The organism is Chryseobacterium lathyri, from assembly GCF_003290185.1.
Taxonomy (GTDB): domain Bacteria; phylum Bacteroidota; class Bacteroidia; order Flavobacteriales; family Weeksellaceae; genus Chryseobacterium; species Chryseobacterium lathyri.
On the sequence record NZ_QNFY01000011.1, the window covers coordinates 51,385 to 73,354 of the forward strand.

The window sequence follows — 21,970 nt, forward strand, 5'->3', positions numbered from 1 at the left end:
AATTAGCAAAACATTTTTAATTGTTTTGCTAATTTTATATTTATAATTGGTATATAGGCTTAATTTTTAACTAAAAGCCTAAATCCTTCACCATGAACGTTGATAATTTCCAATCCTTCGTCATCTTTTAAGAGTTTACGAAGTTTGGCAATATACACATCCATACTTCTTGCAGTAAAGTAATTTTCCTTTTTCCAGATTTTTCTCAACGCCAGATCTCTCGGCATGAAATCGTTTCTGTGGATACAAAGAAGTTTTAACAGCTCATTTTCTTTTGGAGAAAGTTTGTATTCTTTATCACCAACTTTAAGCTGTCTCAGCATAGAGTCGAAGAAAATGTTACTGATCTTGAACTGCTCCTGCTCCTCATTTTCCAAAGTAGAGCTTCTCTGCAGGATCGCTTTGATCTTATACAAAAGAAGTTCTGTATCAAACGGCTTTGTAATATAGTCGTCCGCACCCAGTTGGTATCCTTTTAGGATATCTTCTCTCATATTTCTTGCTGTAAGGAATATGATAGGGGTGTTTTTATCGATTTTTTTTACGTCTTCGGCTAATGAAAATCCATCTTTTTTAGGCATCATCACGTCGAAAATACAGATGTCAAATTCATTTTCTGTAAATTCTTTCAAACCCTGCTCTCCGTCTGTAGCAAGGGTTACCTCAAAGTTATTGATCGTTAAATAATCCTTCAGCACTGCTCCGAAACTCTGATCGTCTTCTACTAATAATATTCTGTTGCTCATGATTTTAATAATTAAAATTAATGATTAAAAATTAAGAATGGACCTCCTCACTCTATCTTCTATATTTGTTATTTGGTTTCTATTTTTAATGATAAATGATCTTGATCTCATTGATTTTTATAGGATCTTCTCATTCATTACTCATTACTTATCATTGATGATTTAGCTCATCGGCAGTTTTATCGTAAACGTACTTCCTTTGTCTTTGTGAGAGTCTACAATTATCTGCCCTTTGTGCAGTTCTGCGATTTTCTTTACGTAAGAAAGCCCCAGTCCCTGTCCTTTTACATTGTGGATATTTCCAGTTTCTTCTCTGAAGAACTTTTCAAAGATTTTAGTTTTATTATGGGTCTCCATTCCCATTCCCTTATCGGAAATTTCTATGACGTACCAGTTTCCTTCATTACTTGTTTTTACTTTAATTTCAGGGGTTTCAGGAGAATATTTGTTGGCATTGTCCAGTAAATTCACCAGCATATTCGAGATGTGGAACTCATCTATTTTAAAAGTATAGTTCGTTGCAGTAAATTCCTGTGTCAAAGAACCGTTTCTCTGCTGCACAATGAGATTAAAAGATTCTGTCGTTCTTTTGATCAGTTCACGTACATTGGTCTCCTTTAGAAATAGCTCTACCTCATTTCTTTCAAGCTTGGACATATTCAAAACGTTTTCCACCTGCTTTTTCATCCTTAAATTTTCCTGTTTGATCAGTTCCGAATAGTATTTTACTTTATCTGGATTGGTAGCAATCTTATCATTGGCTAAAGAGTCTGTGGCTACAGAAATTGTTGCCAGTGGTGTTTTAAACTCATGGGACATATTATTGATGAAGTCTGTCTTCACTTCAGCCAGTTTTTTCTGTCTCATCATATAATTGATGGAGATAATATAAATCCCAAGAATAGTCAGTAATGACAGAAAAGTTCCCAGAAGCATGGGCCAGTTGTTCATCGCCAGGGAATATTCTTTTTTAGGAAATACTAAAGCCAGACTGTATAAAGTCCGGTCTTTTTTATCTGTAAAAAGGGGATAGCTATAGGTATTGCTGTCTTTTTTCTCTTTATAAACCTTATTGACAACACTGGTAAGCTTGTTGTTCTTGTCAATTACCCCGTATCCGAATTTTGCAGTGATGCCTTTTATTTTCAGTTCTTTAGCGATTACCGAATCAAGAACTTTAGTGTCTACTCTTTTATCGATGGGCAGATTGGTGCCAACCACTTTTACAAATTCTTTTATGGCATAATCCCCGTTTTCAATATCATTGTTAAGGTCTGTGGTAAGAAGCTCGCGGTTGGTTGTGTCTTTCTTTATTTTATAAGTTGCATCGTCTGTATACAAAGTTGTCAGCTTTACCGAATCACCTTTCTGAGAGATCGGAAGCTGTGTTTTTGATATGATGTTTTTAGAATAGATGATCTGACGCTGTGCGCCGGAATCTTCTACCTGCTGAATGGTTGTTAAAGAAGGCTGGTCTTTGCTGGCAAGGATATTGTTTCTTAAATTAGTATAATCCTGGTTCAGGTATTTATCAGCTTCAATTTCTTCAATATTTTTTGAAGTGTTTTCTAAAGCAGCATATACTTTATTGGAAAATTCCTGCTCAAGAGCACCATAATAACCTTTCAGCCAATAAAATTGGAGCGTAACAAATACAATCAGTGAGATTGTCATAAACACCGAAATTATTGGGATGAACTTATTATTCATTATTGGATTTTATATATTGAAAAAAATGAATGTTAAAATTAATTATTTTAAGACTTGATAAACAAAAAACGAGCCAAAAAATTGTTTAATTTCTCTTAAAAGGGAGTTTTTTAACAATTATTTATGAATTTACAATAACTTGTCATATGAAAAGTCCTGTAAATGGATAAAGGAGTAGCTTTAACAAAAATAATTACTTATGGAATCTAATATCATTTTTAACAAAGATTTTGATTCAAACAGTGTATATGTCATGAAAATATATGACGCTGACGTTTCAAAAGTGTGGGACTATTTTACCAAATCCGAATTATTGGATCAATGGTGGGCACCGAAGCCCTGGAAATGTGAAACTGTAAAACAGGATTTTAAAGAAGGTGGGGTCTGGCACTATGCCATGGTAGGACCTGAAGGTGAAAAAATGTATGGTCAGATGGCATATGGTGAAATTACAGAGCATAGAAGTTTTGATGGTGTAGATGCTTTCTGTGACGAAAAAGGAAACATTAATGAAGATTTTGCACAGGCAAAATGGCTGCTTGGATTTACAGGAGTAGAAGAAGGTACAAAAGTGACCATCAATATTTATTTTCCAGCTTCTGAAGCTATGAAGCAACAGCTGGAAATGGGTTTTGAAGAAGGTTTTAAAATGGGACTGGCGCAGCTTGAAGAAATTCTCAAATAATATGAAAATTTTTAAAGGCCGGAATATGTTTATCTTTGGCTTTATAAAAAAGACGGGCTAAACCCGTCTTTTTTTTTATTTATATATGCATTGTAGCATTCATCATTTATTGCCTGATTGGCAAATTACCATCAGTACATCAAATCAGCTCCTCTTCCTGAAAATATTGTATAATTGCTTTTTTCATCAAAAGAGACTGTTCGTTTGGCTTTAGTTCCGGAAGCTCTTCCAGCTTGTCATACTGTGGCCATCCATCTTCATAATGAGTAAACTTATAGTAACCGAAAGGTTCCAGCAATCTGCACACTGCAATATGAATCAGGTTTACTTTGTCTTCTTTGGTGTATTTCTGCTGGCCGCTTCCCAATTCCTGCAGTCCGATCAGAAATAAAAGTGTTTCAATCGGAGGATTTTTCTCAGTATCAAAATTGTCTATAAAAAACTGTTCTATCTTTTGCCAATATTCAGATTCGTTCATAGTATTCGTCATTTTTTTTCTTTAGCTTCTGCATCTTCTTCTCTTGCTTTTTCAAGAAGCTGCTGCAGTTTTTTTTCTTGTTTTTCTTTAAAAATTTCCCGCTTCTCTGTCTTTCGGATTTTATCCTTTTGTATTAAATAATACACAATGGCTATTGCAAGAAATATTAATAATAACATGATTTTGTTTTTAAAGCTGAAGAAAAGATTAAAGTTATTTTTTATCTATTTTCAGCAAGAATGCATATTCCAGAGCGTCTTCCTTCAACGATTCAAACCGTCCGCTGGCTCCGCCGTGACCTGAGCTCATATCAGTTTTGAATAATAAAAGATGATCATCTGTTTTCAATTCTCTCAGTTTTGCAGTCCATTTTGCAGGTTCCCAGTATTGGACCTGAGAATCGTGAAGGCCTGTTGTAATCAATATATGTGGGTAGTCTTTCGCTTCAACATTATCGTAAGGCGAATATTCCTTCATGTACTCATAGTATTCCTTGTCATTAGGATTTCCCCATTCATCATATTCTCCGGTTGTCAATGGAATAGTTTCATCCAGCATTGTTGTCACCACATCTACAAATGGAACCTGTGCTACAATTCCGTTAAAAAGCTTAGGCTCGTAATTCACAACGGCTCCTACCAGAAGTCCGCCTGCGCTTCCGCCCATTGCATACATGTGGTTTGATGATGTATAATTTTCCTTAATTAAATGCTTTCCGGCATCAATAAAATCGAAGAATGTATTTTTCTTGAAAAGCATTTTACCGTCTTCATACCATTCTCTGCCCAGATATTCACCACCGCGGATATGAGCAATGGCGTAAATAAATCCTCTGTCTAAAATGGAAAGTCTTACATTAGAAAAACTTGCATCTACAGTATGTCCATAACTGCCATAACCGTATAACAGTAAAGGTGTGTCTGCAGATTTTTTGGTGTCTTTATGATAAACCAATGAGATCGGGATTCTTGTTTCTCCATCCCTCGATTCTGCCCAGATTCTTTCTGAAATATAATTTTCAGGAACAAATTTGCCACCAAGAACTTCCTGCTGTTTCAGGAGCTGAGTTGTTTTCTCCTTCATATTATACTCATAGGTTGAGCTTGGCTGCGTCAGTGACGTATAGCCATAACGGAGAACCTCAGTGTCAAACTCCATGTTGATCCCGATATAGGCCGTATATGTTGGGTCGGAAAAAGGAAGATAATAAGATTCCTGGGTTTTTTCATCGATGATTTTAATCTGGAGAAGCCCTTCTTCTCTTTCTTCAAGGACCAGATAATCCCTGAAAATTTCAAAACCTTCCAGCAGAACTTCAGCACGATGTGGAATAACATCTACCCAGTTTTCCATTCCACAGTTGTCAATTTTGGTCTTTACGATTTTAAAATTGATTGCATCATCTGCATTGGTGATGATATAAAATTCATCTTCAAAATGCTCTACAGAATATTCCAGATCATCAATTCTGGGCTGGATGATTTTCCATTCTGCAAAAACATTGTCAGAAGGAATGAACCTATGCTCGTCGGAAATTGTACTGGAGCTGGCAATGAAAATATACTCCATGGATTTTGTCTTGAAGACATTCACATCAAAAGTATCATCCTTTTCATGAAAAATCAAAACATCTTCCGCAGCATCAGTGCCCAGCTTATGTCTGTACACCTGGAAAGCCCGTAAACTTTCATCTTTTCTGATGTAAAATACATGCTCATTATCATTGGCCCAAACTGCTTTTCCTGTTGTGTTCAAAATCTGATCAGAGAAGATTTCACCTGTTACAAGATTTTTAAAGCTAATGGTATAAATCCTGCGGCTTACATTATCCGATGAAAAAGAAACCAGTTCATTATTCGGGGAAACTGCAATGCTTCCCACTTCAAAATAGGTTTCGCCTTCTGCTAAAATATTAACATCAACAATAATTTCCTCTTCGTTATCCAGACTTTTATGCTTTCTGCAGAAGATAGGATATTCTTTTCCTTCTTCATAGCGTACAATGTACCAGTATCCGTTAAAGAAATAGGGGAGAGATTCATCATCTTTTTTGTAGCGAGCATTCATTTCTTCAAAAAGCTCTTCCTGAAAGGCCTCGGTGTCTTTCATCATAAACTCTTCATAGGCATTTTCCTCTTCAAGATATTGTATCACTTCCGGATTTTCCCTTTCATTAAGCCAAAAGTAATTGTCAATTCTTCTGTCGCCGTGTATTTCTAGTATTTTCTCTATTTTTTTTGCCTGTGGAGCTTTCATTTAAATATTTTAAATTTATTTGGCCTGGTGTAATGTGCTATAGATTTTCATAATTTGAGAATAATTTATAGGACATTTCATTCAATATTAATTCTTGTTCAAATTTAGTTAAAAAAAAGCCATCTTTCCTGTATTGAAAAGACGGCTGTTTATATTGAGTATTAAAGTCTACTTATGAAGAGCTTTAATATACTTTTCAAGTGCCATTGTCATAGATGGGGTTTCCTTTGTAGGAGCCATAAGATCTACCTTTAAGCCTGCGTCTTCCGCTGCTGCTAAAGTAGTGTTTCCGAAAACACCGATCTTTGTTTCTTCCTGCTTGAAATCCGGGAAATTCTGCTGAAGAGATTTGATTCCCTGTGGGCTGAAAAAGATCAGCATATCATAATCTTTAGCATTGATATCCGTAAGGTCGCTGCATACCGTTCTGTACATGATTGCTCTTGTCCAGTCCACATTGGCCGTTTCCATCGTTTTTACGATATCCGGGCTTAAGACATCTGAAGACGGCAGAAGGTATTTTTCAGCAGGGAATTTCTTAAACAGAGGCAGAAGATCCGAGAAGTTTTTCTCCCCAAAACTAATTTTTCTCTTTCTATAAACAATATGTTTCTGAAGATAGTTGGCAATCGCCTCAGACTGGCAGATATATCTCATCGTATCCGGAACCGCAAAACGCAATTCTTCGGCAAGTCTGAAGTAATGGTCTATCGCATTTTTGCTGGTGAAAATAATCCCAGTAAACTGCGTCAGATCTATCTTCTGAGTTCTTAGTTCTTTGTTGTCAACTCCTTCGACGTGGATGAAAGGACGGAAATCAATCTTTATTTTTTCCTTCTTTGCTATATCCAGATATGGAGAAGACTCACTAGGCGCTGGTTGAGAAACCAATATAGACTTTATTCTCATCATTGACTTTTATTAAAAAAATAACAACTTCCAAAGCAACAATAAAGGTGCGATTTGGAGGGTGCAAATATACAAAAATTTATAATACCATTTTTCGGGAAGTATATTGTTTTTGTGAAACAAATAGAAGAAAATCTTGAAAACAGCAACAAACGCAAAGAAGTAGAAGTAATACGAAAATATTTTATTTCTGTCTATCGGGAAATAATAATGGGTTACACACAGGATTATTAACAAAAATGAAAGGATAAAGTAGAATTTTGTGGAGGTAAAATAAAAAATAGTCCATTTTCTGCCGTCACCTATGCTTTGGTAAAATAAAAAGCCCAACGCAGATTTCGAGGCATAAAAAAATATGACCGCAAGCAGTGTATATCCAAATTTATTAAGCTGATACCCGAAAAACTGCAGATCATTAATATATTTCGGAACGATGGGGATATACTGTGAAACCAAAGCAGATAGTGTAAGTGCCGTTACGCAGGAAGTAATGATCCAGCTCGGAAGGTTATTGCTGGCATTAAAATATTTCTGGAGCAGAAAGTCTTTCAGGCTGGCATCTCTTTCGATGATATTCATCATGAAAACATACAGAAATATGCATCCTATTAATATAAAGATTACCCAGTCATTGTTCTCAGGTATTCTTACGTGGTTTATAAAGTTTTGTGATAACAGCAAAAGAATATTTTTTGCAAAATTATAGATTATTTTGTATAAAATAAAAAGGTTAAATAAACTATCTTTGCAAACTGAAATGAAAAAACTCGTCATCATCCCTACCTATAACGAAAAGGAAAATATAGAAAATATTATTTCCGCGGTTTTTGCATTGGAAGATGACTTTCATATTCTGGTGGTGGATGACTCTTCTCCGGACGGAACAGCAGAAATAGTTAGAGACCTGCAAAAAAAATTCCCACACCATCTCCATATGTCGGTAAGGCATGTAAAAGATGGTTTGGGAAAGGCATATATCCACGGATTTAAATGGGCTATCGAAAACAAATATGATTATATTTTTGAAATGGATGCCGATTTTTCACATAATCCAAATGATCTGCCCAAACTTTTCGAAGCCTGTCTGAATGCAGACATGGCAATAGGATCACGCTACTCCAAAGGAGTCAATGTAGTGAACTGGCCAATGGGACGGGTTCTGCTTTCCTATTTTGCTTCCAAATACGTAAGGTTTATTTTGGGGCTCCCCATTCATGATACAACCGCAGGCTTTGTCTGTTTTTCCAGGAAAGTTCTCGAAGAGATTGGCTTGAATAATGTGAAGCTTAAAGGATACGGCTTCCAGATTGAAATGAAGTTCAGAGCTTTTAAAAAAGGTTTTAAAATTGTAGAAGTTCCTATTATATTTACAAACAGAATTTTAGGAGAAAGTAAAATGAACGGCGGCATTATTCATGAAGCTGTATTTGGAGTTTTAAATTTAAAATGGAAATCAATAATCAACAGATTATGAAAAAACTGGTCTTCATTTTCGTTACCCTGTGCATGTTCTCATGTGGCGACTATATCGACAAGCCTAAAAACCTGATCGAGCCTGAAAAGATGGCTGAAATTCTGGCTGATCTTGCTATTACGGATCAGGCAGTCATTATCTATCAAAACAAAAATTTAGAAGCAGGAACAAGGTTTATCCTTAAAACCCACAAGATAAAATCTGAGGATTTTGTAGAAAGCTTTAAATATTATGTCGTTAAAGACAAAATGAAAAATATTGCGGAAGACGCACAAAAAATAGTATTAAAAAAAGACCCGAAAGCGGATAAATATATACAAGATAAGCTGAAAAACAGTGGAAATGCGCCCGTTTTAAACAGGTAATTATGATGCGGAAACGTTTTCTGCCACCAAAGCAGAACCGTTAATAGCGGCGAATTAAAAGAATATACGAATGAAATTTTTTAATATAGAAAAAACCTCTGAAGGAAAAGCGAGAGCAGGAGAGATCACTACAGATCACGGCAAGATCCAGACGCCTATCTTTATGCCTGTAGGAACTGTTGCAAGTGTGAAAACAGTCCATCAGAGAGAATTAAAAGAAGACATTAAAGCCCAGATTATTCTGGGTAATACCTATCACCTGTACCTTCGTCCAACAATGGATATTATGCAGGAAGCAGGAGGACTGCACAAATTCATGAACTGGGATCTGCCGATCCTTACCGATTCAGGAGGTTTTCAGGTATTTTCGCTTTCCAAAAGCAGAAAAATGTCTGAAGAAGGCGTGAAGTTCAAATCTCATATCGACGGAAGTTATCATATGTTTACCCCGGAAAAGTCTATGGAAATCCAAAGACAGATCGGGGCAGATATTTTCATGGCTTTTGATGAATGTACGCCTTATCCGTGCGAATACAATCAGGCCAAAACATCTATGGAGCTTACACACCGTTGGCTGAAAAGATGTATTGAATGGACTGAGCAGAATAAAGAGATTTACGGTCATAAACAAAGGCTTTTCCCGATTGTTCAGGGATCTACTTATTCAGATCTCAGAAAAATCTCGGCAGAAGTTATTTCCGAAGCAGGAGCAGAAGGAAATGCCATTGGCGGGCTGTCTGTAGGGGAGCCGGAAGAGGAAATGTACAGAATTACAGACGAAGTGACGGATATTCTTCCTAAAGACAAACCAAGGTATCTTATGGGAGTAGGAACTCCATGGAATATCCTTGAGTCCATTGGTTTAGGTATCGATATGATGGACTGTGTAATGCCTACCAGAAATGCCAGAAATGCAATGCTTTTCACATGGCAGGGCGTAATGAATCTTAAAAATGAAAAATGGAAGCGTGACTTTTCTCCTCTCGACGAGTTTGGAACAAGTTATGTAGACAGAGAATATTCAAAAGCATATCTGCGTCATTTATTTGTGTCAAAAGAATATCTTGCAAAACAAATTGCGTCAGTACATAATCTGGCATTTTATCTGGATCTTGTGAAAGTAGCGAGAGAGCATATTGTGGCAGGTGATTTCTATGAATGGAAAAAATCTGTAGTGCCGGTTCTTAGACAAAGACTTTAAACAGAGAAGAATATGATCAAAATTATAGACAAATATATCATTAAGAAATACCTTGGAACATTCAGTTTCATGCTGATATTGCTGTCTATAGTTGTATTGGTAATCGATGTACAGCAGAAGATTCCGAGGATAGAAAATGCAAAAGCATTGGACCCTAAGCTGGATCTAATGTACTTCCTGATCAATTTCTATCCATTCTGGATCATTAACCTGATAGTAACATTCCTTTCTATTCTGGTGTTTATTTCCGTGATTTATTTCACATCCAGAATGGCAAATAATACTGAAATTGTTGCAGTCATCAGCAGTGGAGCCAGTTTCCACAGATTCGCAAAGCCTTACCTGTATACCTCACTTTTCATTGCGCTAATATCACTTCTGGTGAATCATATGGTGCTTCCATGGGCTAATATCAAGAAAAATCAACTTGAGGCCTATACCTATAATGCGGCGAATAAAGAAAAGATCTTGGGGACGGGTCCTGCCTCTGCACAATTAAGCAAAATGGAATACATTTTCGTGAATTCCTGGAACAAAAGAGAAACGAGAGGTTCAGGCTTTGTATATCAGAAATTTGATAAAACCAGAAAGATGACTTACGAGCTTAAGGCATCGGAAGTATATTGGGATAAGGCTAAAAAACAATTTACGCTTACCAACTATCTGGAAAAGACCATCAATAAAGATAACTCTGAAAAACTGGGCAGTGGTGCTGAAATAAAGAAAAGCTACGGGCATTCCCCGGAAGAGCTTTTCCCGAACGAGCTTCTGGGACAGAATAAAACTACTCCGGAGCTTATAAAATTCATTGACAGGGAAAAAGAAAAAGGAAACAGCAACCTGAATTCTTATCTTAATGAGTTTCATCAGAGAACTTCAATGCCTGTTTCCATTATTATTTTGACGTTTCTGGCGCTTTCGCTGGCATCCCAGAAAAAAAGAGGAGGTCTCGGAGTTAACCTTGCCATAGGGATTTCCCTTGCGTTTGTTTTTGTTTTCTCATTTGAAGCATTAAAAGTGGTTTCAGAGAACAAAAGCCTGTCGCCTGCTGTTGCCATGTGGCTGCCTAATATGGTTTTCTTCCCGCTTACACTATACCTGTATCTGAAAAGAGCCAATCAGTAAAGAAGCTTGATTTCTTTATGATAGAAGGCCTTTAAGCCATCTCTTTCAAGCTCTATCCAGAGCTCTCCCTTTTCGTCAGCATTCCTGATGATGCCATTTTGTCTCTCTTTTTCTATTTCGAAAACTGAGATCTCATCTTTACGGAATAAATTCCGGTTGAATTGATCAATGATTTCCTGTTCCGAAGGAATATTTTTCAGTTTTTCTGATAGATATTCGTGAAGATTTAAAGCAAAATCATCAAGGTCGTAAGCCTGTCCGGTCTGCGTCAGAAGTGATCCTGCCTGCGATATTTCCTCAAAATGATCCTGCAGAACATTGAAGCCTGCCCCAATGATAAAATAATTATTTTGATTAATTTTTTTCTTTTCAATTAAAATTCCGACGATTTTTTTATTTTTAAAGATAATATCATTCGGCCACTTTATCTTTACATCATTATCAGTCAAATTGGCAAGGAAACCCCGGATAACCACTGCGGTATAGTAATTGAATATAAAATCTGAGAGCAGAACGCTCTGAGCCTTAACAGCCAGCGTATACGCAACATTTTTTCCGGCCGCTGCCGCCCAGGTATTTCCATATTGTCCGCGGCCTTTAGTTTGGTTGAATGTATATAAAGCGATAAAATCTGAATTTCCGTAAAGTAAAAACCGGGATATTTCGTCATTAGTAGAAGAACACTCTTTTAAATAAAATAATTGACCCATTTAAGAAAACTTTAAGACTTTAAAGGGCTAAAAATAAGGCTAAAGTAAAAGAAAAACAATAAATTTGCAGATTATAGATATTTTAATGAATAAAACAGCAGAAAAGCAGGCACTAATAGATAAAATTGTTGAAGCCATCCAGGACGTAAAAGGAGAAGATATAATGATTTTTGATCTTTCAAAAATTGAAAATTCTGTAGCGGAAACTTTTATAATTTGTAGCGGAAACTCCAATACTCAGGTTTCTGCATTGGCAGGAAGTGTAGAGAAAAAAGTAAGAAACGATCTTAAAGATAGACCTTGGCATGTAGAGGGTACCGAAAACTCAATGTGGGTTTTGGTAGATTATGTAACAGTGGTAGTACATATTTTCCAGAAAGAAGTACGTGAATATTACGATATTGAAGAACTTTGGGGAGATGCAGCAATTACCAAAATAGAATATGAATTTTAAATTTTAAAAAGTATAAATGAACAATAAAGGATTCAACTGGTTTTTTCCAATTGCAATCGTGGCTCTTTTGTTATTTTTCGGTTCCAATTTTTTAGGAGGCGACAGTGCAAAATCTATTGATGAGGATGCTTTCTTTAGGGAAATGCAGGCAGGAAAGGTCCAAAACGTTATCATATACAAAGACACAGAGAAAGCTGATGTTTTCCTGACAAAAGCAGCAAAGACAGCAATGGTCAGTAAAACGGCCAACCAAAGCAATCCTCTTTCTGCATTCGATATGGCTCCAAAAGCAGATTTTTCCGTAAAATATGGAGATCTTCAGCTTTTCCTTCAGAAATTTGATCAGATAAAAGCTGCAGACGCTAACATCAAAACCACAAAAGATTATGGGGCAGGCAAAAATCCTTTCATGGATATCCTGGTTTCAGCATTGATATGGATAGCGATCTTAGGTCTTTTCTACTTCCTCCTTTTCAGAAAGATGGGTGGAGGCGGAGGTCCTGGCGGACAGATCTTCTCAATAGGAAAATCTAAAGCGAAACTTTTTGACGAAAAAGAAAGAATCCAGGTGACATTTAAAGATGTTGCAGGTCTTGAAGGCGCTAAAGAAGAAGTACAGGAAGTAGTAGACTTCTTGAAAAATTCTGAAAAATATACAAAACTGGGAGGTAAGATTCCTAAAGGAGTTCTACTTGTAGGCCCTCCGGGGACTGGGAAAACATTATTGGCAAAAGCTGTTGCAGGTGAGGCCAAAGTACCGTTCTTCTCCCTTTCAGGTTCAGATTTCGTAGAAATGTTCGTAGGAGTAGGAGCTTCAAGAGTTAGAGACCTTTTTGCCCAGGCAAAAGCTAAATCCCCGGCTATCATCTTTATCGATGAGATCGACGCTATCGGACGTGCAAGAGGGAAAAATAATTTCTCAGGCGGAAACGACGAAAGAGAAAACACCCTGAACCAGCTTCTTACAGAAATGGACGGTTTCGGAACAGACGTTAACGTTATTGTAATGGCTGCTACCAACAGAGCGGATATCCTTGATAAAGCCCTGATGAGAGCCGGACGTTTTGACCGTTCGATCTATGTAGACCTTCCGGAATTGCACGAAAGAAGAGAGATATTTGATGTTCACTTGAAAAAAATCAAGCTGGATGACACCGTTGACAGAGATTTCCTAGCAAAACAAACCCCTGGATTCAGTGGAGCGGATATTGCGAATGTATGTAACGAAGCAGCATTAATTGCAGCAAGAAACAGTCATACTTCTGTTACAAAACAGGATTTCCTTGATGCTGTAGACAGAATCATCGGAGGTCTTGAGAAAAAGAATATGGCGATCAAACCTTCTGAAAAAAGAAGAGTTGCTTATCATGAAGCAGGTCATGCTACGATCTCCTGGCTGGTAGAACATGCAGCACCACTTTTAAAAGTAACAATTGTTCCGAGAGGACGTTCCTTAGGTGCAGCCTGGTATCTTCCGGAAGAAAGGCAGCTGACCACTACTGAGCAAATGCTGGACGAATTGTGTGCAACATTAGGAGGCAGAGCAGCAGAGCAGGTTATTTTCAATAATATTTCTACAGGAGCATTATCTGATTTGGAATCAGTAACGAAAAGAACGCAGGCTATGGTTACTGTTTACGGACTAAGCCCTAATATTGGGAATATTTCCTACTATGACAGCTCAGGCCAGTCTGAATATTCTTTCGGTAAACCTTATTCCGAAGAGACGGCTACGAAAATTGATGCAGAGATCAAATCGATCATCGAAACTCAATATGAAAGAGCGGTAAGAATTCTTACTGAGAATAAAGATAAGCTTGATGCTTTAGCAAATAAACTTTTGGAAAAAGAAGTGATCTTCCGCGAAGATCTTGAAGATATATTCGGTAAAAGAGCATGGGATCCTGAGTTAACAGAAAGACCTGTTACCAGCACGATTTCTACTGCGAAACAACCCGATGAGCAGATCATTATCCAAGATAAAGAAGAAGAAAGTGAAATTCAGGCTCCGGAAAGCCCGACTCAGCTTTAAAATACTTCCAAAATATATTCAAATAAACCTGACATTCTTAGAATTGTCAGGTTTTTTCATATTTAAGGACTATTTTTAGAATCTATTGTAATTAATTTTCTATTTTTGTATAAAGTTGACTAAAAATAGATTAAGTTGAATTTATTCAAGAGGATTGTAAGCAAACTTACCAACCAGCCTGAGGAAGAAGAAAAACAGAGTCTGGAAAAGCTCGGGGATTCGCTGAAAAATGCGGATCTTGACTATAAGTTTGCGCAATTATTTACGCATTCAGGAGGTTTTTTTAATTACTGTGCAGATGAAGCGGAAGCTCTACAGACTTTAAACCAGATTGTGAAAATAGAAGGAATCAGTAATGTTTTCTGCTGGGACAAGGAGCTTCAAAACTTCTTGAGCGTAGTGAAAATACCCTATACTTCTGAAATGGAGCATAGCAACGATGCTGCTTTCATTACCTGCGAATATCTTATTGCCTATGACGGCAGGATCATGCTTTCGCACAACAATATCCTGCATTACCACTCTTCAAGACTTCCGGGTAAAATCATTATCATGGCCAATGTATCACAAATTGTGAACAACCTTAATGATGCGATGGGAAAAATAAAAAGAAATGGGAATATCAAGAACCTTACTTCCATCAGTGGAGGTCAGTCAAGCTTAGATACTTCTTCCAATACGAATACAAAACTGTTTTTATTGCTGCTTGAAGATTAAGCATCAACTTATAAATTTTACATTTTGGACAAAAACCTTATTCAAAGAACCATTTCCGGACTTGTTTACGTTGCCGTTATCATTCTTTGCACAACACCGCTGGGTGCCCAGCTGATCAACAAGATCCATCCGGATTTTATCAGACAGGAATACCTGTATTACGGTCTGATAAGTCTTTTGCTGCTGGTAGGTACCTGGGAATGTGTTAAGATCATGAAGTTTGGGAAAGGCTATGAAAAATGGATCGTACTTCCGCTGGTTATTTTTATTTATTATATTTTTTCCAAAAGATATTTCAAGCATGATTTCTTTTTCGATTTCAGACTGAACGAAATACTGGCTATTTCCCTGATTGCTATTGCGGTAGTTACATTATTCAAATATTCCAATGAATTATATTATGACAGCGGAAAACTGATATTTACGGTAATCTATGTGGCATTGCCTTTCAGCTTTGCATTAGGTCTGCCCAAGTTTTCCAGCTTTGAAGGAACGTTCTCACTTGAGGTCCTTTTCCTGTTTATCCTGATCTGGAGCAGTGATACTTTTGCTTACCTTACCGGAAAGTTTTTCGGAAAACATAAAATGGCCCCTAAAATCTCCCCCAAAAAGACCTGGGAAGGGTATGCCGGAGGAGTTATCCTGACGCTGGTTTTATCTTACTTTGTAGAGCATTACCAACCGGAACTTCGCGGAAACTGGATGGTGGTAGGTTTCCTGGTTGCTGCATTCGCTCCGTTGGGTGATCTGGTAGAAAGCCAGCTTAAAAGAAATTTCGGGGTAAAAGACAGTGGAAACATCATTCCGGGGCATGGAGGTGTACTGGACAGACTGGACAGTTTTTTAATCTGCGTTCCTGTCGTATATTTGTACTTTATTTTAGAAAAATTTATTTAATGAAATTACATAAGGAATCAAAAGGAACGATTACCGTAGCAACGATACTGTTTATCATCATAAGTATATTGGCTATTTATTTTCTTAAAATATGGTCTTTGCTGATCATTATGCCATTATTGGTGGTTTATAGTTTGGTATTTTGGTTTTTCAGAGTTCCGGACCGTAATATACTTGAGCATAGAGAAAATGTGATTGCTCCGGTAGACGGAAAAGTGGTTATGATCAAAGAAGTGGATGAGACTGAATTTATTAAAGGAAAAGCCATTCAGGTTTCCATTTTCATGTCACCGCTGAATGTTCATATCTGCCGATATCCGGTTTCCGGAAAAGTGATCTATAAGAAATACCATCCCGGAAAATATCTTGTGGCATGGCACGAAAAGTCATCTACAGAGAATGAAAGAACTACGGTAGCTGTAGAAACAGCAACCAATCATCAGGTAGTATTCAGACAGATCGCGGGATATGTGGCAAGAAGGATTGTTTTCTACTGTAATGAGGGAGATCAGGCCAAAGCAGGACATGAGTTCGGTTTCATTAAATTCGGCTCAAGAATGGATGTTTTCCTGCCCTTGGATACCGAAATCATCTGCAAGATAGGAGACATTACAAAAGGAGGTCTGGATGTGATCGCCAAAATGAAAGATTAATATAGAATAAGTCAAAATAGAAAAAAGGAGAAATTAAGTTTTCTCCTTTTTTGTTTTCATATGAAGCTGACAGTTTGAAATTATTCTGATTCCTCCATAATCTCTTTGTGTATGAGTTTTACTACTCATGCGTAATATTGAGTAGGTTATGATGAGGGGGCTACGTGGGTTGTCAATAATTTTGTACCCGCGACAGCAATAGTTAATATTTTCAGTCAATAATAAAAACAAATGAAGAATGAATTTAAAAAGTATACATATTGGAAAGCTTATACATGAACGGGTTCGTGAAGTTGGGATGCCTGTCGGCAGAATTGAGAAGTTTATGAAATGCAGTGAGAACGAGATTGAAAGTATGTATCGGGAAAGCAGTATTGATACCTTTTTATTGTTAAGATGGAGCAAGTTACTGGAGTATGATTTTTTTAGAGTGTATAGCGGGCATTTGATTCTTTATGCCCCTCCCAGTAAGAGGCATGATATTTCTAGGCCAAAAGATAACTTGCCGGCTTTTAGAAAAAACATATATACTGAGGAAGTGAAGAGTTTTATAATAGAAAAGATTGTCAGCAAAAAGATGACAATGAATGACGTGGTCCTGAAATACAGAATACCTAAAACCACTCTTTCCAAGTGGATTAAAAAAGCATGAAAGATACAGGGCCGGATTATAAAAAAATATATACTGATATTATTGAGGAGAAATTCCCTGATAAAATGAATAATTTCAGGATCATGCAAAAAATTGAAACGATTAATACTGTTATAGATATTATAGCATTAAACAGAATGATTTTTGGTAAGCAAGAGCTTTTAGTGGAAAGTAAAAATCAAAAACTTCGCTCCTATGACCAAAGGTCCATTCTCAATATCCTTGAATATCAGAAAAAAAATAAACTTAATAATACGCAAACGGCGAACTATTTCCGAATGAGCCGGAATACGCTTTCAAAGTGGAAGCGTATTTTTAAAATATAAGTTTGTAATCAATCTGTGGGAGAATTATCTTTACTGTGTATTTTGTAATACAGTCACATTTTAAACGTTTTGGAATATGATAAACAGGATTTCTAAACTAATTAACAGTGAAAATGAAGTATATGATAATTATTTAGACCATAACTATATAAAGCTGATCAATCGTTATCTTTTATTTCTTTTTTTACTGTTTTTATTTTATTCGGTATTTTTCTTTGGAGATGGTGGGAGATCTACATTTCTTATCTGTATTACTTTTTTCTGGTTATTTTTAATATTTTTTATAGGAAAAATCAGTAAATTCAGAAGAGTTTTAAAAGCAACAATAATAATTGTTTTTATAGCTCTTACATTCATAATAAGTTTTTTCTATATATATACTTCTAGGAATGCAGGTGTTGAATATTTCTATTTTTCGCTTTTATTTGCATTGCCTTTCTATTTCAATTACAAAGAAGATTATTATCTTATATTGTTTATTGTGATCATTATTGCTCTAAACTTTGTCGGCTGTTTATATTTTGAATTGAATTTTTTACCAAGAAGCAAATATATCAAGGAGGCAGACTTTAAGATAATACAGTTGCTTAATATCATTTTTTGCTTTACGAAATTTCTCATAGATGCGTTCTTTATATACCAGAAAGATAAACTCATTAACGGTTTAATGAAGGAAACGGAGATTAAAGATTCAACCATCGAAGACCTGCTTAAGACCAATAATGAATTGATGAAACAGCAGATCACTAACAATAATCTTACTGAAGACAATATTGCCGAAATTTTAGAGCTGGCAGAAGTAGATTCACCTCTCTTTATTGAAAAATTTCAGATTTATTTTCCGGATTTTATGCCTAACCTTTTAAATATCAACTCAGGTCTTATTAGTTCCGAAATCCATATCTGTGCATTAATGAGACTGAATTTTGATACTAAAAAAATTGCTTCATGTACCAATAGCAGTGTGAGAGCGATTGAAAGCAGAAAATATAGAATCCGAAAAAAATTGGATATCCCCTCTGATATTAACATCAACAACTTTATACTTAAAATATAAGCCTGGTATTCTGAATTTTTCTATTCATGCGTGATGTTATGTAGTCCTATTTTGATTATACCAGATTGATTTAAATAACTTTGCATTTCGTTAAAGCAAAAGAATTTTTAGCTGTATTTTGCTGAGCTTAGTCTCTGTATTGGCTGGTCACAGGTACTGCTTTATATCATCAATGACATTCATAATAAAAGAAACAGGTAAGTCTTTTTCCATATCAATTAAAAGGATTTTAAATTTCTTTCTGCCATCCCGGATAAGTTCAGGGTAATCGAGTTTATCGCCGTGATAAAAGCTTACATAATGCTGCTTATACTTTTTGCTGTAATAAAGATAACACAGCATTTTCTTTTTGTATTTAAAGAATGGAAGCCCGAAGCTTAATGTTTCTGTTATATTTTCCGTATCAGATTCCAGAATTTTTTTGCGTAAAAACAAAAGAGCACTTCTTTCAGGTTCTTTAATTCTGTAGAAGTACTCTTGTATAGGATTCATTTAAGTGAAATTTAATTCAATAAACGATTAGTCGAAATTTTGAAGTTCCACCAGTTTGTGGTACATTCCTTTCTTAGCGATAAGGTCATGATGTGTTCCCTGTTCCACTACAATTCCTTTCTCCATTACTACAATCCAGTCTGCTTTTTGTATGGTTGAAAGGCGGTGGGCAATAACCAGTGAGGTTCTGTTTTCCATCATTTTATCCAAAGCATCCTGAACAAATCTTTCAGATTCAGTATCCAGGGCAGAGGTGGCTTCATCCAGGATCATTACCGGTGGATTTTTCAATACGGCTCTGGCAATAGAAACCCTCTGTTTCTGGCCACCGGAAAGTTTATTCCCATCATCCCCGATATTGGAATCATAGCCTTCGGGAAGATTCGAAATAAAGGTATCGGCATTAGCAATTTTTGCCGCCTCAATAACTTCTTCTTTTGTGGCCTCAGGTTTACCCATCAGTATATTATTATAGATGGAATCATTGAACAATACAGACTCCTGGGTTACCATTCCCAGAAGCTGACGGTATTCTTTTAATTTTAAATGTTTAATATTAGTTCCGTCAATTAAAATTTCACCTTCATTCACATCATAGAATCTGGCCAGAAGGTTGGCAATCGTTGTTTTTCCGCTCCCGCTCTGTCCTACAAGTGCTATGGTTTTTCCTTTCGGAATGATCAGTGAGAAATTCTTAAGGATAACATTGTCTTTATCATAATAGAATCCAATGTTTTTGAATTCAATTTGGTTGCTAAGGGTAGAGATAGAAACCGGCTCTGCAATTTCTTCTACCTTTAAATCATAATCAAGAACTTCAGCTACTCTTTCCAAACTTGCCATACCTCCCTGGATAGAAGATATTGCACTGGAAAGCTTTTTGGCAGGATCCAGGATTTGGAAGAACATTCCGATGAAAACCAGGAAAGCCTGAGGTTTCATAGTCTGTTCCTCTAAAATCTGAGTTCCGGCATACCACGTAATAATAAGAATGGTAATGGAACCAAGGAATTCGCTCATAGGAGAGGCCAATTCTCTTCTTCGGCTCATATCTATGGCGAAATTCTGCCAGTTGGTCGTTGTTTCGTTGAATCTGTTCTTAAGGATCTTATCCGCATTAAAGATTTTGATTACTTTAGAAGATTTTAAAGTTTCGTCTACCAGTGAAAAAAGATTTCCCAGTTCAGCCTGGGCAAAATGAGCCTGCTTTTTTAAGCTTTTCCCCGTCCAGGAGATCAATAATCCCATAACCGGGAAAACCACCAGTGAAAAGAGTGTCAGCTGAGGGGACAGTAAAAATAAGGCAATCAATGATGAGATAATCATGAACGGAGCATTGATGATATCTACCAGTACTCCCATAATTCCACCTTCTACACCTCCGATGTCATTGGAGATTCTGGACATCATATCTCCCTTTCTCTGCTCCGTAAAGAATGAAACAGGAAGCTGTAGGAATTTATTGTACATCGCAGTACGAAGGTCACGGGTAATCCCAACACGGTAATTCACTAAAAGGAATGCGCCTACGTACCTGAAAATATTTCTTAATAAAAATGAAACTGCTGTAATCGCACACAGAACAGCAAGTACATAAACAGCACCATGCTGATCAATTTGTACCTGTACAAAATAATAAGCTTTATCTTTTATATAATTGAAATAATCGCCAAAGGCACCGCTCCAAACCGGTTCTTTTCCTTGTTTTTCAATCGTACCGAACATCAGCCCCAAAATAGGAAGCATAGTTCCTACAGATAAGATATTGAGTAAGGAGTACAGTATATTGAAAAACATACTTCCGAAAAGGTATTTTTGATGCGGTTTCGCGAAATAAAGTATTCTTTGTAATGGTTTCATTCAATGAAAAATTGGATAGCAAAATTACGTAAAATTAAAGGAAAAGACGTTCTTAATCCTGTTTTACTTTAATTAATATGTTTCAGTAAATTGTTTTTTGTTACAAACGTTTGTTTAATTTTCAGTGATTAGAAGGGTTCAGGGTATGAAAAAACCGCCAGTCCGGCGGTTTTGTTTTTTATTATTTATTATTGAAATTTTACTTTGTTATTATATTTCGGAGCAAAATTCTGTGGTGTCAGTTTTTCTAAAGTTTTTCCAACATTATTGATGATGGTTGTTAAATTATCAAAATCTACAACCTTTACATCATCACTTTCGTTATGGTAATGGGACGCTTTCGTCATGTCCACGGTAGAAAATGAATGAGCAATAATCTTTTTCTTTACAAAGCTCACATTGTCTGATCTGTAGAATAATTTTTGTGCAGCATACGGATCGGAATTGATTTTTAATCCGTTGGCCGCATACTTATTAAAAAGCTCATCAAAATCAGAAAATTCATCGCCTGTCATAAAAAGAGCGTTCTTTCCGAACTGGGATTCTGTAGCCACCATTTCAAAATTGAAAAGTGCAGTCATATTATTATATATCTTATCTAAACCGGTATCTGTGGAAATAGCTCTTGAACCCAGCATTCCTTTTTCTTCACCGTTGAAGGCCATGAAAACCATTGAGAATTCAGGCTTTTTATTTTTAAAATAGTCGGCAATACCTGCTAAAGTGGTAATTCCGCTCGCATCATCATCTGCCCCGTTATAAATATTGTCGCCGGTTTTATCACTGGTCCCGATATGGTCGAAATGCCCTGAAAATCCTAAGTATTTATCTGTTTTTCCTTTTTTGATGCCGCATACATTATAAGCTTTCTTTCCTTCATATTCGAAAGGAATCAGGTAAGAATTTCCCGTACAGTATTCAAGTTTGTTTTCTTTAAAAAGCGTTGCAATGTATTCTGCGGCCTTATCATTTTCCGGAGTTCCGATCTCGCGGCCTTTCATTTCATCTGAAGCAAGGGTTGCAAGTATGGTGGTTACTCTTTCTTTTGAAACTTCCTGTGCAAATGTAAATATTGAACAGAATGACAGGACCAGGTAGGTTAGTTTTTTCATTTTTTGATACAAATTTATAGGATCAGTCGTATTCTTAACGGAAATGTTGCATGAAATGA

General features: G+C 36.4%; 24 protein-coding genes. 13 read left to right on the plus strand and 11 right to left on the minus strand.

Going from position 1 to position 21,970, the window contains the following annotated elements; all coding sequences use genetic code 11:
* Positions 1–59: 59 nt before the first annotated feature.
* Together DRF61_RS15895 and DRF61_RS15900 are read right to left on the minus strand one after the other, a co-directional pair.
* Complete coding sequence (locus tag DRF61_RS15895) at positions 60–746, minus strand: response regulator transcription factor (RefSeq protein WP_002982671.1); 687 nt, start codon at positions 744–746, stop codon at positions 60–62.
* A 162-nt stretch (positions 747–908) separates the two neighbouring features.
* Complete coding sequence (locus DRF61_RS15900) at positions 909–2,456, minus strand: sensor histidine kinase (protein ID WP_111958796.1); 1,548 nt, start codon at positions 2,454–2,456, stop codon at positions 909–911.
* Positions 2,457–2,655: 199 nt separating this feature from the next.
* Between DRF61_RS15900 and DRF61_RS15905 the strand changes: the two genes are divergently transcribed.
* Positions 2,656–3,141 (plus strand): SRPBCC family protein, encoded by a 486-nt coding sequence (locus DRF61_RS15905; protein ID WP_111958798.1) that lies wholly within the window; start codon positions 2,656–2,658, stop codon positions 3,139–3,141.
* A gap of 139 nt (positions 3,142–3,280) precedes the next feature.
* On the opposite strand, the gene DRF61_RS15910 is transcribed toward DRF61_RS15905, so the two are convergent.
* The 5 genes from DRF61_RS15910 to DRF61_RS15925 form a co-directional block, all read right to left on the minus strand.
* Positions 3,281–3,619 (minus strand): hypothetical protein, encoded by a 339-nt coding sequence (locus tag DRF61_RS15910; protein ID WP_111959025.1) that lies wholly within the window; start codon positions 3,617–3,619, stop codon positions 3,281–3,283.
* 8 nt (positions 3,620–3,627) lie between these two features.
* On the minus strand, positions 3,628–3,798 hold the full coding sequence (locus tag DRF61_RS22665) for a hypothetical protein (protein WP_157963390.1): 171 nt from the start codon (positions 3,796–3,798) through the stop codon (positions 3,628–3,630).
* A 34-nt stretch (positions 3,799–3,832) separates the two neighbouring features.
* Complete coding sequence (locus DRF61_RS15915; RefSeq protein ID WP_111958800.1) at positions 3,833–5,875, minus strand: S9 family peptidase; 2,043 nt, start codon at positions 5,873–5,875, stop codon at positions 3,833–3,835.
* A 168-nt stretch (positions 5,876–6,043) separates the two neighbouring features.
* Positions 6,044–6,784 (minus strand): uroporphyrinogen-III synthase, encoded by a 741-nt coding sequence (locus tag DRF61_RS15920; protein WP_111959027.1) that lies wholly within the window; start codon positions 6,782–6,784, stop codon positions 6,044–6,046.
* A 12-nt stretch (positions 6,785–6,796) separates the two neighbouring features.
* Entirely contained in the window at positions 6,797–7,465 is a 669-nt protein-coding gene (locus DRF61_RS15925; RefSeq protein ID WP_111959029.1) for a DUF4271 domain-containing protein, read from the minus strand.
* A gap of 76 nt (positions 7,466–7,541) precedes the next feature.
* On the opposite strand from DRF61_RS15925, the gene DRF61_RS15930 reads away from it, so the two are divergent.
* From DRF61_RS15930 to DRF61_RS15945, 4 genes are all read left to right on the plus strand, one after another.
* Complete coding sequence (locus DRF61_RS15930) at positions 7,542–8,258, plus strand: polyprenol monophosphomannose synthase (RefSeq protein WP_111958802.1); 717 nt, start codon at positions 7,542–7,544, stop codon at positions 8,256–8,258.
* Positions 8,255–8,623, plus strand: a complete 369-nt coding sequence (locus DRF61_RS15935) for a DUF4296 domain-containing protein (protein WP_111959031.1) — start codon at positions 8,255–8,257, stop codon at positions 8,621–8,623. Before DRF61_RS15930 ends, DRF61_RS15935 begins: the two co-directional genes overlap by 4 nt.
* Before the next feature lie 70 nt (positions 8,624–8,693).
* Positions 8,694–9,824, plus strand: coding sequence for a tRNA guanosine(34) transglycosylase Tgt (gene tgt, locus DRF61_RS15940; RefSeq protein ID WP_111958804.1), 1,131 nt, complete (start codon positions 8,694–8,696; stop codon positions 9,822–9,824).
* 15 nt (positions 9,825–9,839) lie between these two features.
* The gene (locus DRF61_RS15945; protein WP_111959033.1) at positions 9,840–10,949 is read left to right on the plus strand and encodes an LptF/LptG family permease; all 1,110 of its coding nucleotides are present in this window, start codon (positions 9,840–9,842) and stop codon (positions 10,947–10,949) included.
* On the opposite strand, the gene DRF61_RS15950 is transcribed toward DRF61_RS15945, so the two are convergent.
* A complete protein-coding gene (locus tag DRF61_RS15950; RefSeq protein ID WP_111958806.1) occupies positions 10,943–11,659 on the minus strand; it encodes a biotin--[acetyl-CoA-carboxylase] ligase in 717 nt (238 codons plus the stop codon). The genes DRF61_RS15945 and DRF61_RS15950 overlap by 7 nt on opposite strands.
* A gap of 85 nt (positions 11,660–11,744) precedes the next feature.
* Here DRF61_RS15950 and rsfS point away from each other — a divergent pair, with 85 nt between their 5' ends.
* The 8 genes from rsfS (at position 11,745) to DRF61_RS22925 (ending at position 18,447) form a co-directional block, all read left to right on the plus strand.
* A complete protein-coding gene (gene rsfS, locus DRF61_RS15955) occupies positions 11,745–12,113 on the plus strand; it encodes a ribosome silencing factor (protein WP_111958808.1) in 369 nt (122 codons plus the stop codon).
* Positions 12,114–12,129: 16 nt separating this feature from the next.
* Positions 12,130–14,145 carry an ATP-dependent zinc metalloprotease FtsH gene (gene ftsH, locus DRF61_RS15960; RefSeq protein ID WP_111958810.1) on the plus strand — a complete coding sequence of 672 codons (2,016 nt, stop codon included), beginning with the start codon at positions 12,130–12,132 and terminating at the stop codon, positions 14,143–14,145.
* A 135-nt stretch (positions 14,146–14,280) separates the two neighbouring features.
* The gene (locus DRF61_RS15965; protein ID WP_174772325.1) at positions 14,281–14,862 is read left to right on the plus strand and encodes an LUD domain-containing protein; all 582 of its coding nucleotides are present in this window, start codon (positions 14,281–14,283) and stop codon (positions 14,860–14,862) included.
* Positions 14,863–14,886: 24 nt separating this feature from the next.
* The gene (locus tag DRF61_RS15970; protein WP_111958814.1) at positions 14,887–15,759 is read left to right on the plus strand and encodes a phosphatidate cytidylyltransferase; all 873 of its coding nucleotides are present in this window, start codon (positions 14,887–14,889) and stop codon (positions 15,757–15,759) included.
* Positions 15,759–16,412: a phosphatidylserine decarboxylase family protein gene (locus DRF61_RS15975; RefSeq protein WP_111958816.1), complete on the plus strand. Its 654-nt coding sequence runs from the start codon at positions 15,759–15,761 to the stop codon at positions 16,410–16,412. Before DRF61_RS15970 ends, DRF61_RS15975 begins: the two co-directional genes overlap by 1 nt.
* 238 nt (positions 16,413–16,650) lie before the next feature.
* Complete coding sequence (locus DRF61_RS15980; protein ID WP_111958818.1) at positions 16,651–17,064, plus strand: transposase; 414 nt, start codon at positions 16,651–16,653, stop codon at positions 17,062–17,064.
* Entirely contained in the window at positions 17,061–17,390 is a 330-nt protein-coding gene (locus tag DRF61_RS15985) for a helix-turn-helix domain-containing protein (RefSeq protein WP_111958820.1), read from the plus strand. Before DRF61_RS15980 ends, DRF61_RS15985 begins: the two co-directional genes overlap by 4 nt.
* 667 nt (positions 17,391–18,057) lie before the next feature.
* Positions 18,058–18,447, plus strand: coding sequence for a helix-turn-helix transcriptional regulator (locus tag DRF61_RS22925; RefSeq protein WP_223558101.1), 390 nt, complete (start codon positions 18,058–18,060; stop codon positions 18,445–18,447).
* 147 nt (positions 18,448–18,594) lie between these two features.
* On the opposite strand, the gene DRF61_RS15995 is transcribed toward DRF61_RS22925, so the two are convergent.
* The 3 genes from DRF61_RS15995 to DRF61_RS16005 form a co-directional block, all read right to left on the minus strand.
* Positions 18,595–18,939, minus strand: a complete 345-nt coding sequence (locus DRF61_RS15995; protein WP_111958824.1) for a DUF1801 domain-containing protein — start codon at positions 18,937–18,939, stop codon at positions 18,595–18,597.
* A 27-nt stretch (positions 18,940–18,966) separates the two neighbouring features.
* Complete coding sequence (locus tag DRF61_RS16000; protein ID WP_111958826.1) at positions 18,967–20,799, minus strand: ABC transporter ATP-binding protein; 1,833 nt, start codon at positions 20,797–20,799, stop codon at positions 18,967–18,969.
* Between the two features lie 188 nt (positions 20,800–20,987).
* Positions 20,988–21,911, minus strand: coding sequence for a M28 family peptidase (locus tag DRF61_RS16005; RefSeq protein WP_111959035.1), 924 nt, complete (start codon positions 21,909–21,911; stop codon positions 20,988–20,990).
* Between the last annotated feature and the right edge of the window lie 59 nt (positions 21,912–21,970).

What these genes read in the sequence shown, in the direction of transcription:
- DRF61_RS15895 (WP_002982671.1), bottom strand. Translation starts at nt 746, where the DNA reads ATGAGCAACAGAATATTATTAGTAGAAGACGATCAGAGTTTCGGAGCA.
- DRF61_RS15900 (WP_111958796.1), bottom strand. Translation starts at nt 2,456, where the DNA reads ATGAATAATAAGTTCATCCCAATAATTTCGGTGTTTATGACAATCTCA.
- DRF61_RS15905 (WP_111958798.1), top strand. Translation starts at nt 2,656, where the DNA reads ATGGAATCTAATATCATTTTTAACAAAGATTTTGATTCAAACAGTGTA.
- DRF61_RS15910 (WP_111959025.1), bottom strand. Translation starts at nt 3,619, where the DNA reads ATGAACGAATCTGAATATTGGCAAAAGATAGAACAGTTTTTTATAGAC.
- DRF61_RS22665 (WP_157963390.1), bottom strand. Translation starts at nt 3,798, where the DNA reads ATGTTATTATTAATATTTCTTGCAATAGCCATTGTGTATTATTTAATA.
- DRF61_RS15915 (WP_111958800.1), bottom strand. Translation starts at nt 5,875, where the DNA reads ATGAAAGCTCCACAGGCAAAAAAAATAGAGAAAATACTAGAAATACAC.
- DRF61_RS15920 (WP_111959027.1), bottom strand. Translation starts at nt 6,784, where the DNA reads ATGAGAATAAAGTCTATATTGGTTTCTCAACCAGCGCCTAGTGAGTCT.
- DRF61_RS15930 (WP_111958802.1), top strand. Translation starts at nt 7,542, where the DNA reads ATGAAAAAACTCGTCATCATCCCTACCTATAACGAAAAGGAAAATATA.
- DRF61_RS15935 (WP_111959031.1), top strand. Translation starts at nt 8,255, where the DNA reads ATGAAAAAACTGGTCTTCATTTTCGTTACCCTGTGCATGTTCTCATGT.
- tgt (WP_111958804.1), top strand. Translation starts at nt 8,694, where the DNA reads ATGAAATTTTTTAATATAGAAAAAACCTCTGAAGGAAAAGCGAGAGCA.
- DRF61_RS15950 (WP_111958806.1), bottom strand. Translation starts at nt 11,659, where the DNA reads ATGGGTCAATTATTTTATTTAAAAGAGTGTTCTTCTACTAATGACGAA.
- rsfS (WP_111958808.1), top strand. Translation starts at nt 11,745, where the DNA reads ATGAATAAAACAGCAGAAAAGCAGGCACTAATAGATAAAATTGTTGAA.
- ftsH (WP_111958810.1), top strand. Translation starts at nt 12,130, where the DNA reads ATGAACAATAAAGGATTCAACTGGTTTTTTCCAATTGCAATCGTGGCT.
- DRF61_RS15975 (WP_111958816.1), top strand. Translation starts at nt 15,759, where the DNA reads ATGAAATTACATAAGGAATCAAAAGGAACGATTACCGTAGCAACGATA.
- DRF61_RS15980 (WP_111958818.1), top strand. Translation starts at nt 16,651, where the DNA reads ATGAATTTAAAAAGTATACATATTGGAAAGCTTATACATGAACGGGTT.
- DRF61_RS15985 (WP_111958820.1), top strand. Translation starts at nt 17,061, where the DNA reads ATGAAAGATACAGGGCCGGATTATAAAAAAATATATACTGATATTATT.
- DRF61_RS22925 (WP_223558101.1), top strand. Translation starts at nt 18,058, where the DNA reads ATGAAGGAAACGGAGATTAAAGATTCAACCATCGAAGACCTGCTTAAG.
- DRF61_RS15995 (WP_111958824.1), bottom strand. Translation starts at nt 18,939, where the DNA reads ATGAATCCTATACAAGAGTACTTCTACAGAATTAAAGAACCTGAAAGA.
- DRF61_RS16000 (WP_111958826.1), bottom strand. Translation starts at nt 20,799, where the DNA reads ATGAAACCATTACAAAGAATACTTTATTTCGCGAAACCGCATCAAAAA.
- DRF61_RS16005 (WP_111959035.1), bottom strand. Translation starts at nt 21,911, where the DNA reads ATGAAAAAACTAACCTACCTGGTCCTGTCATTCTGTTCAATATTTACA.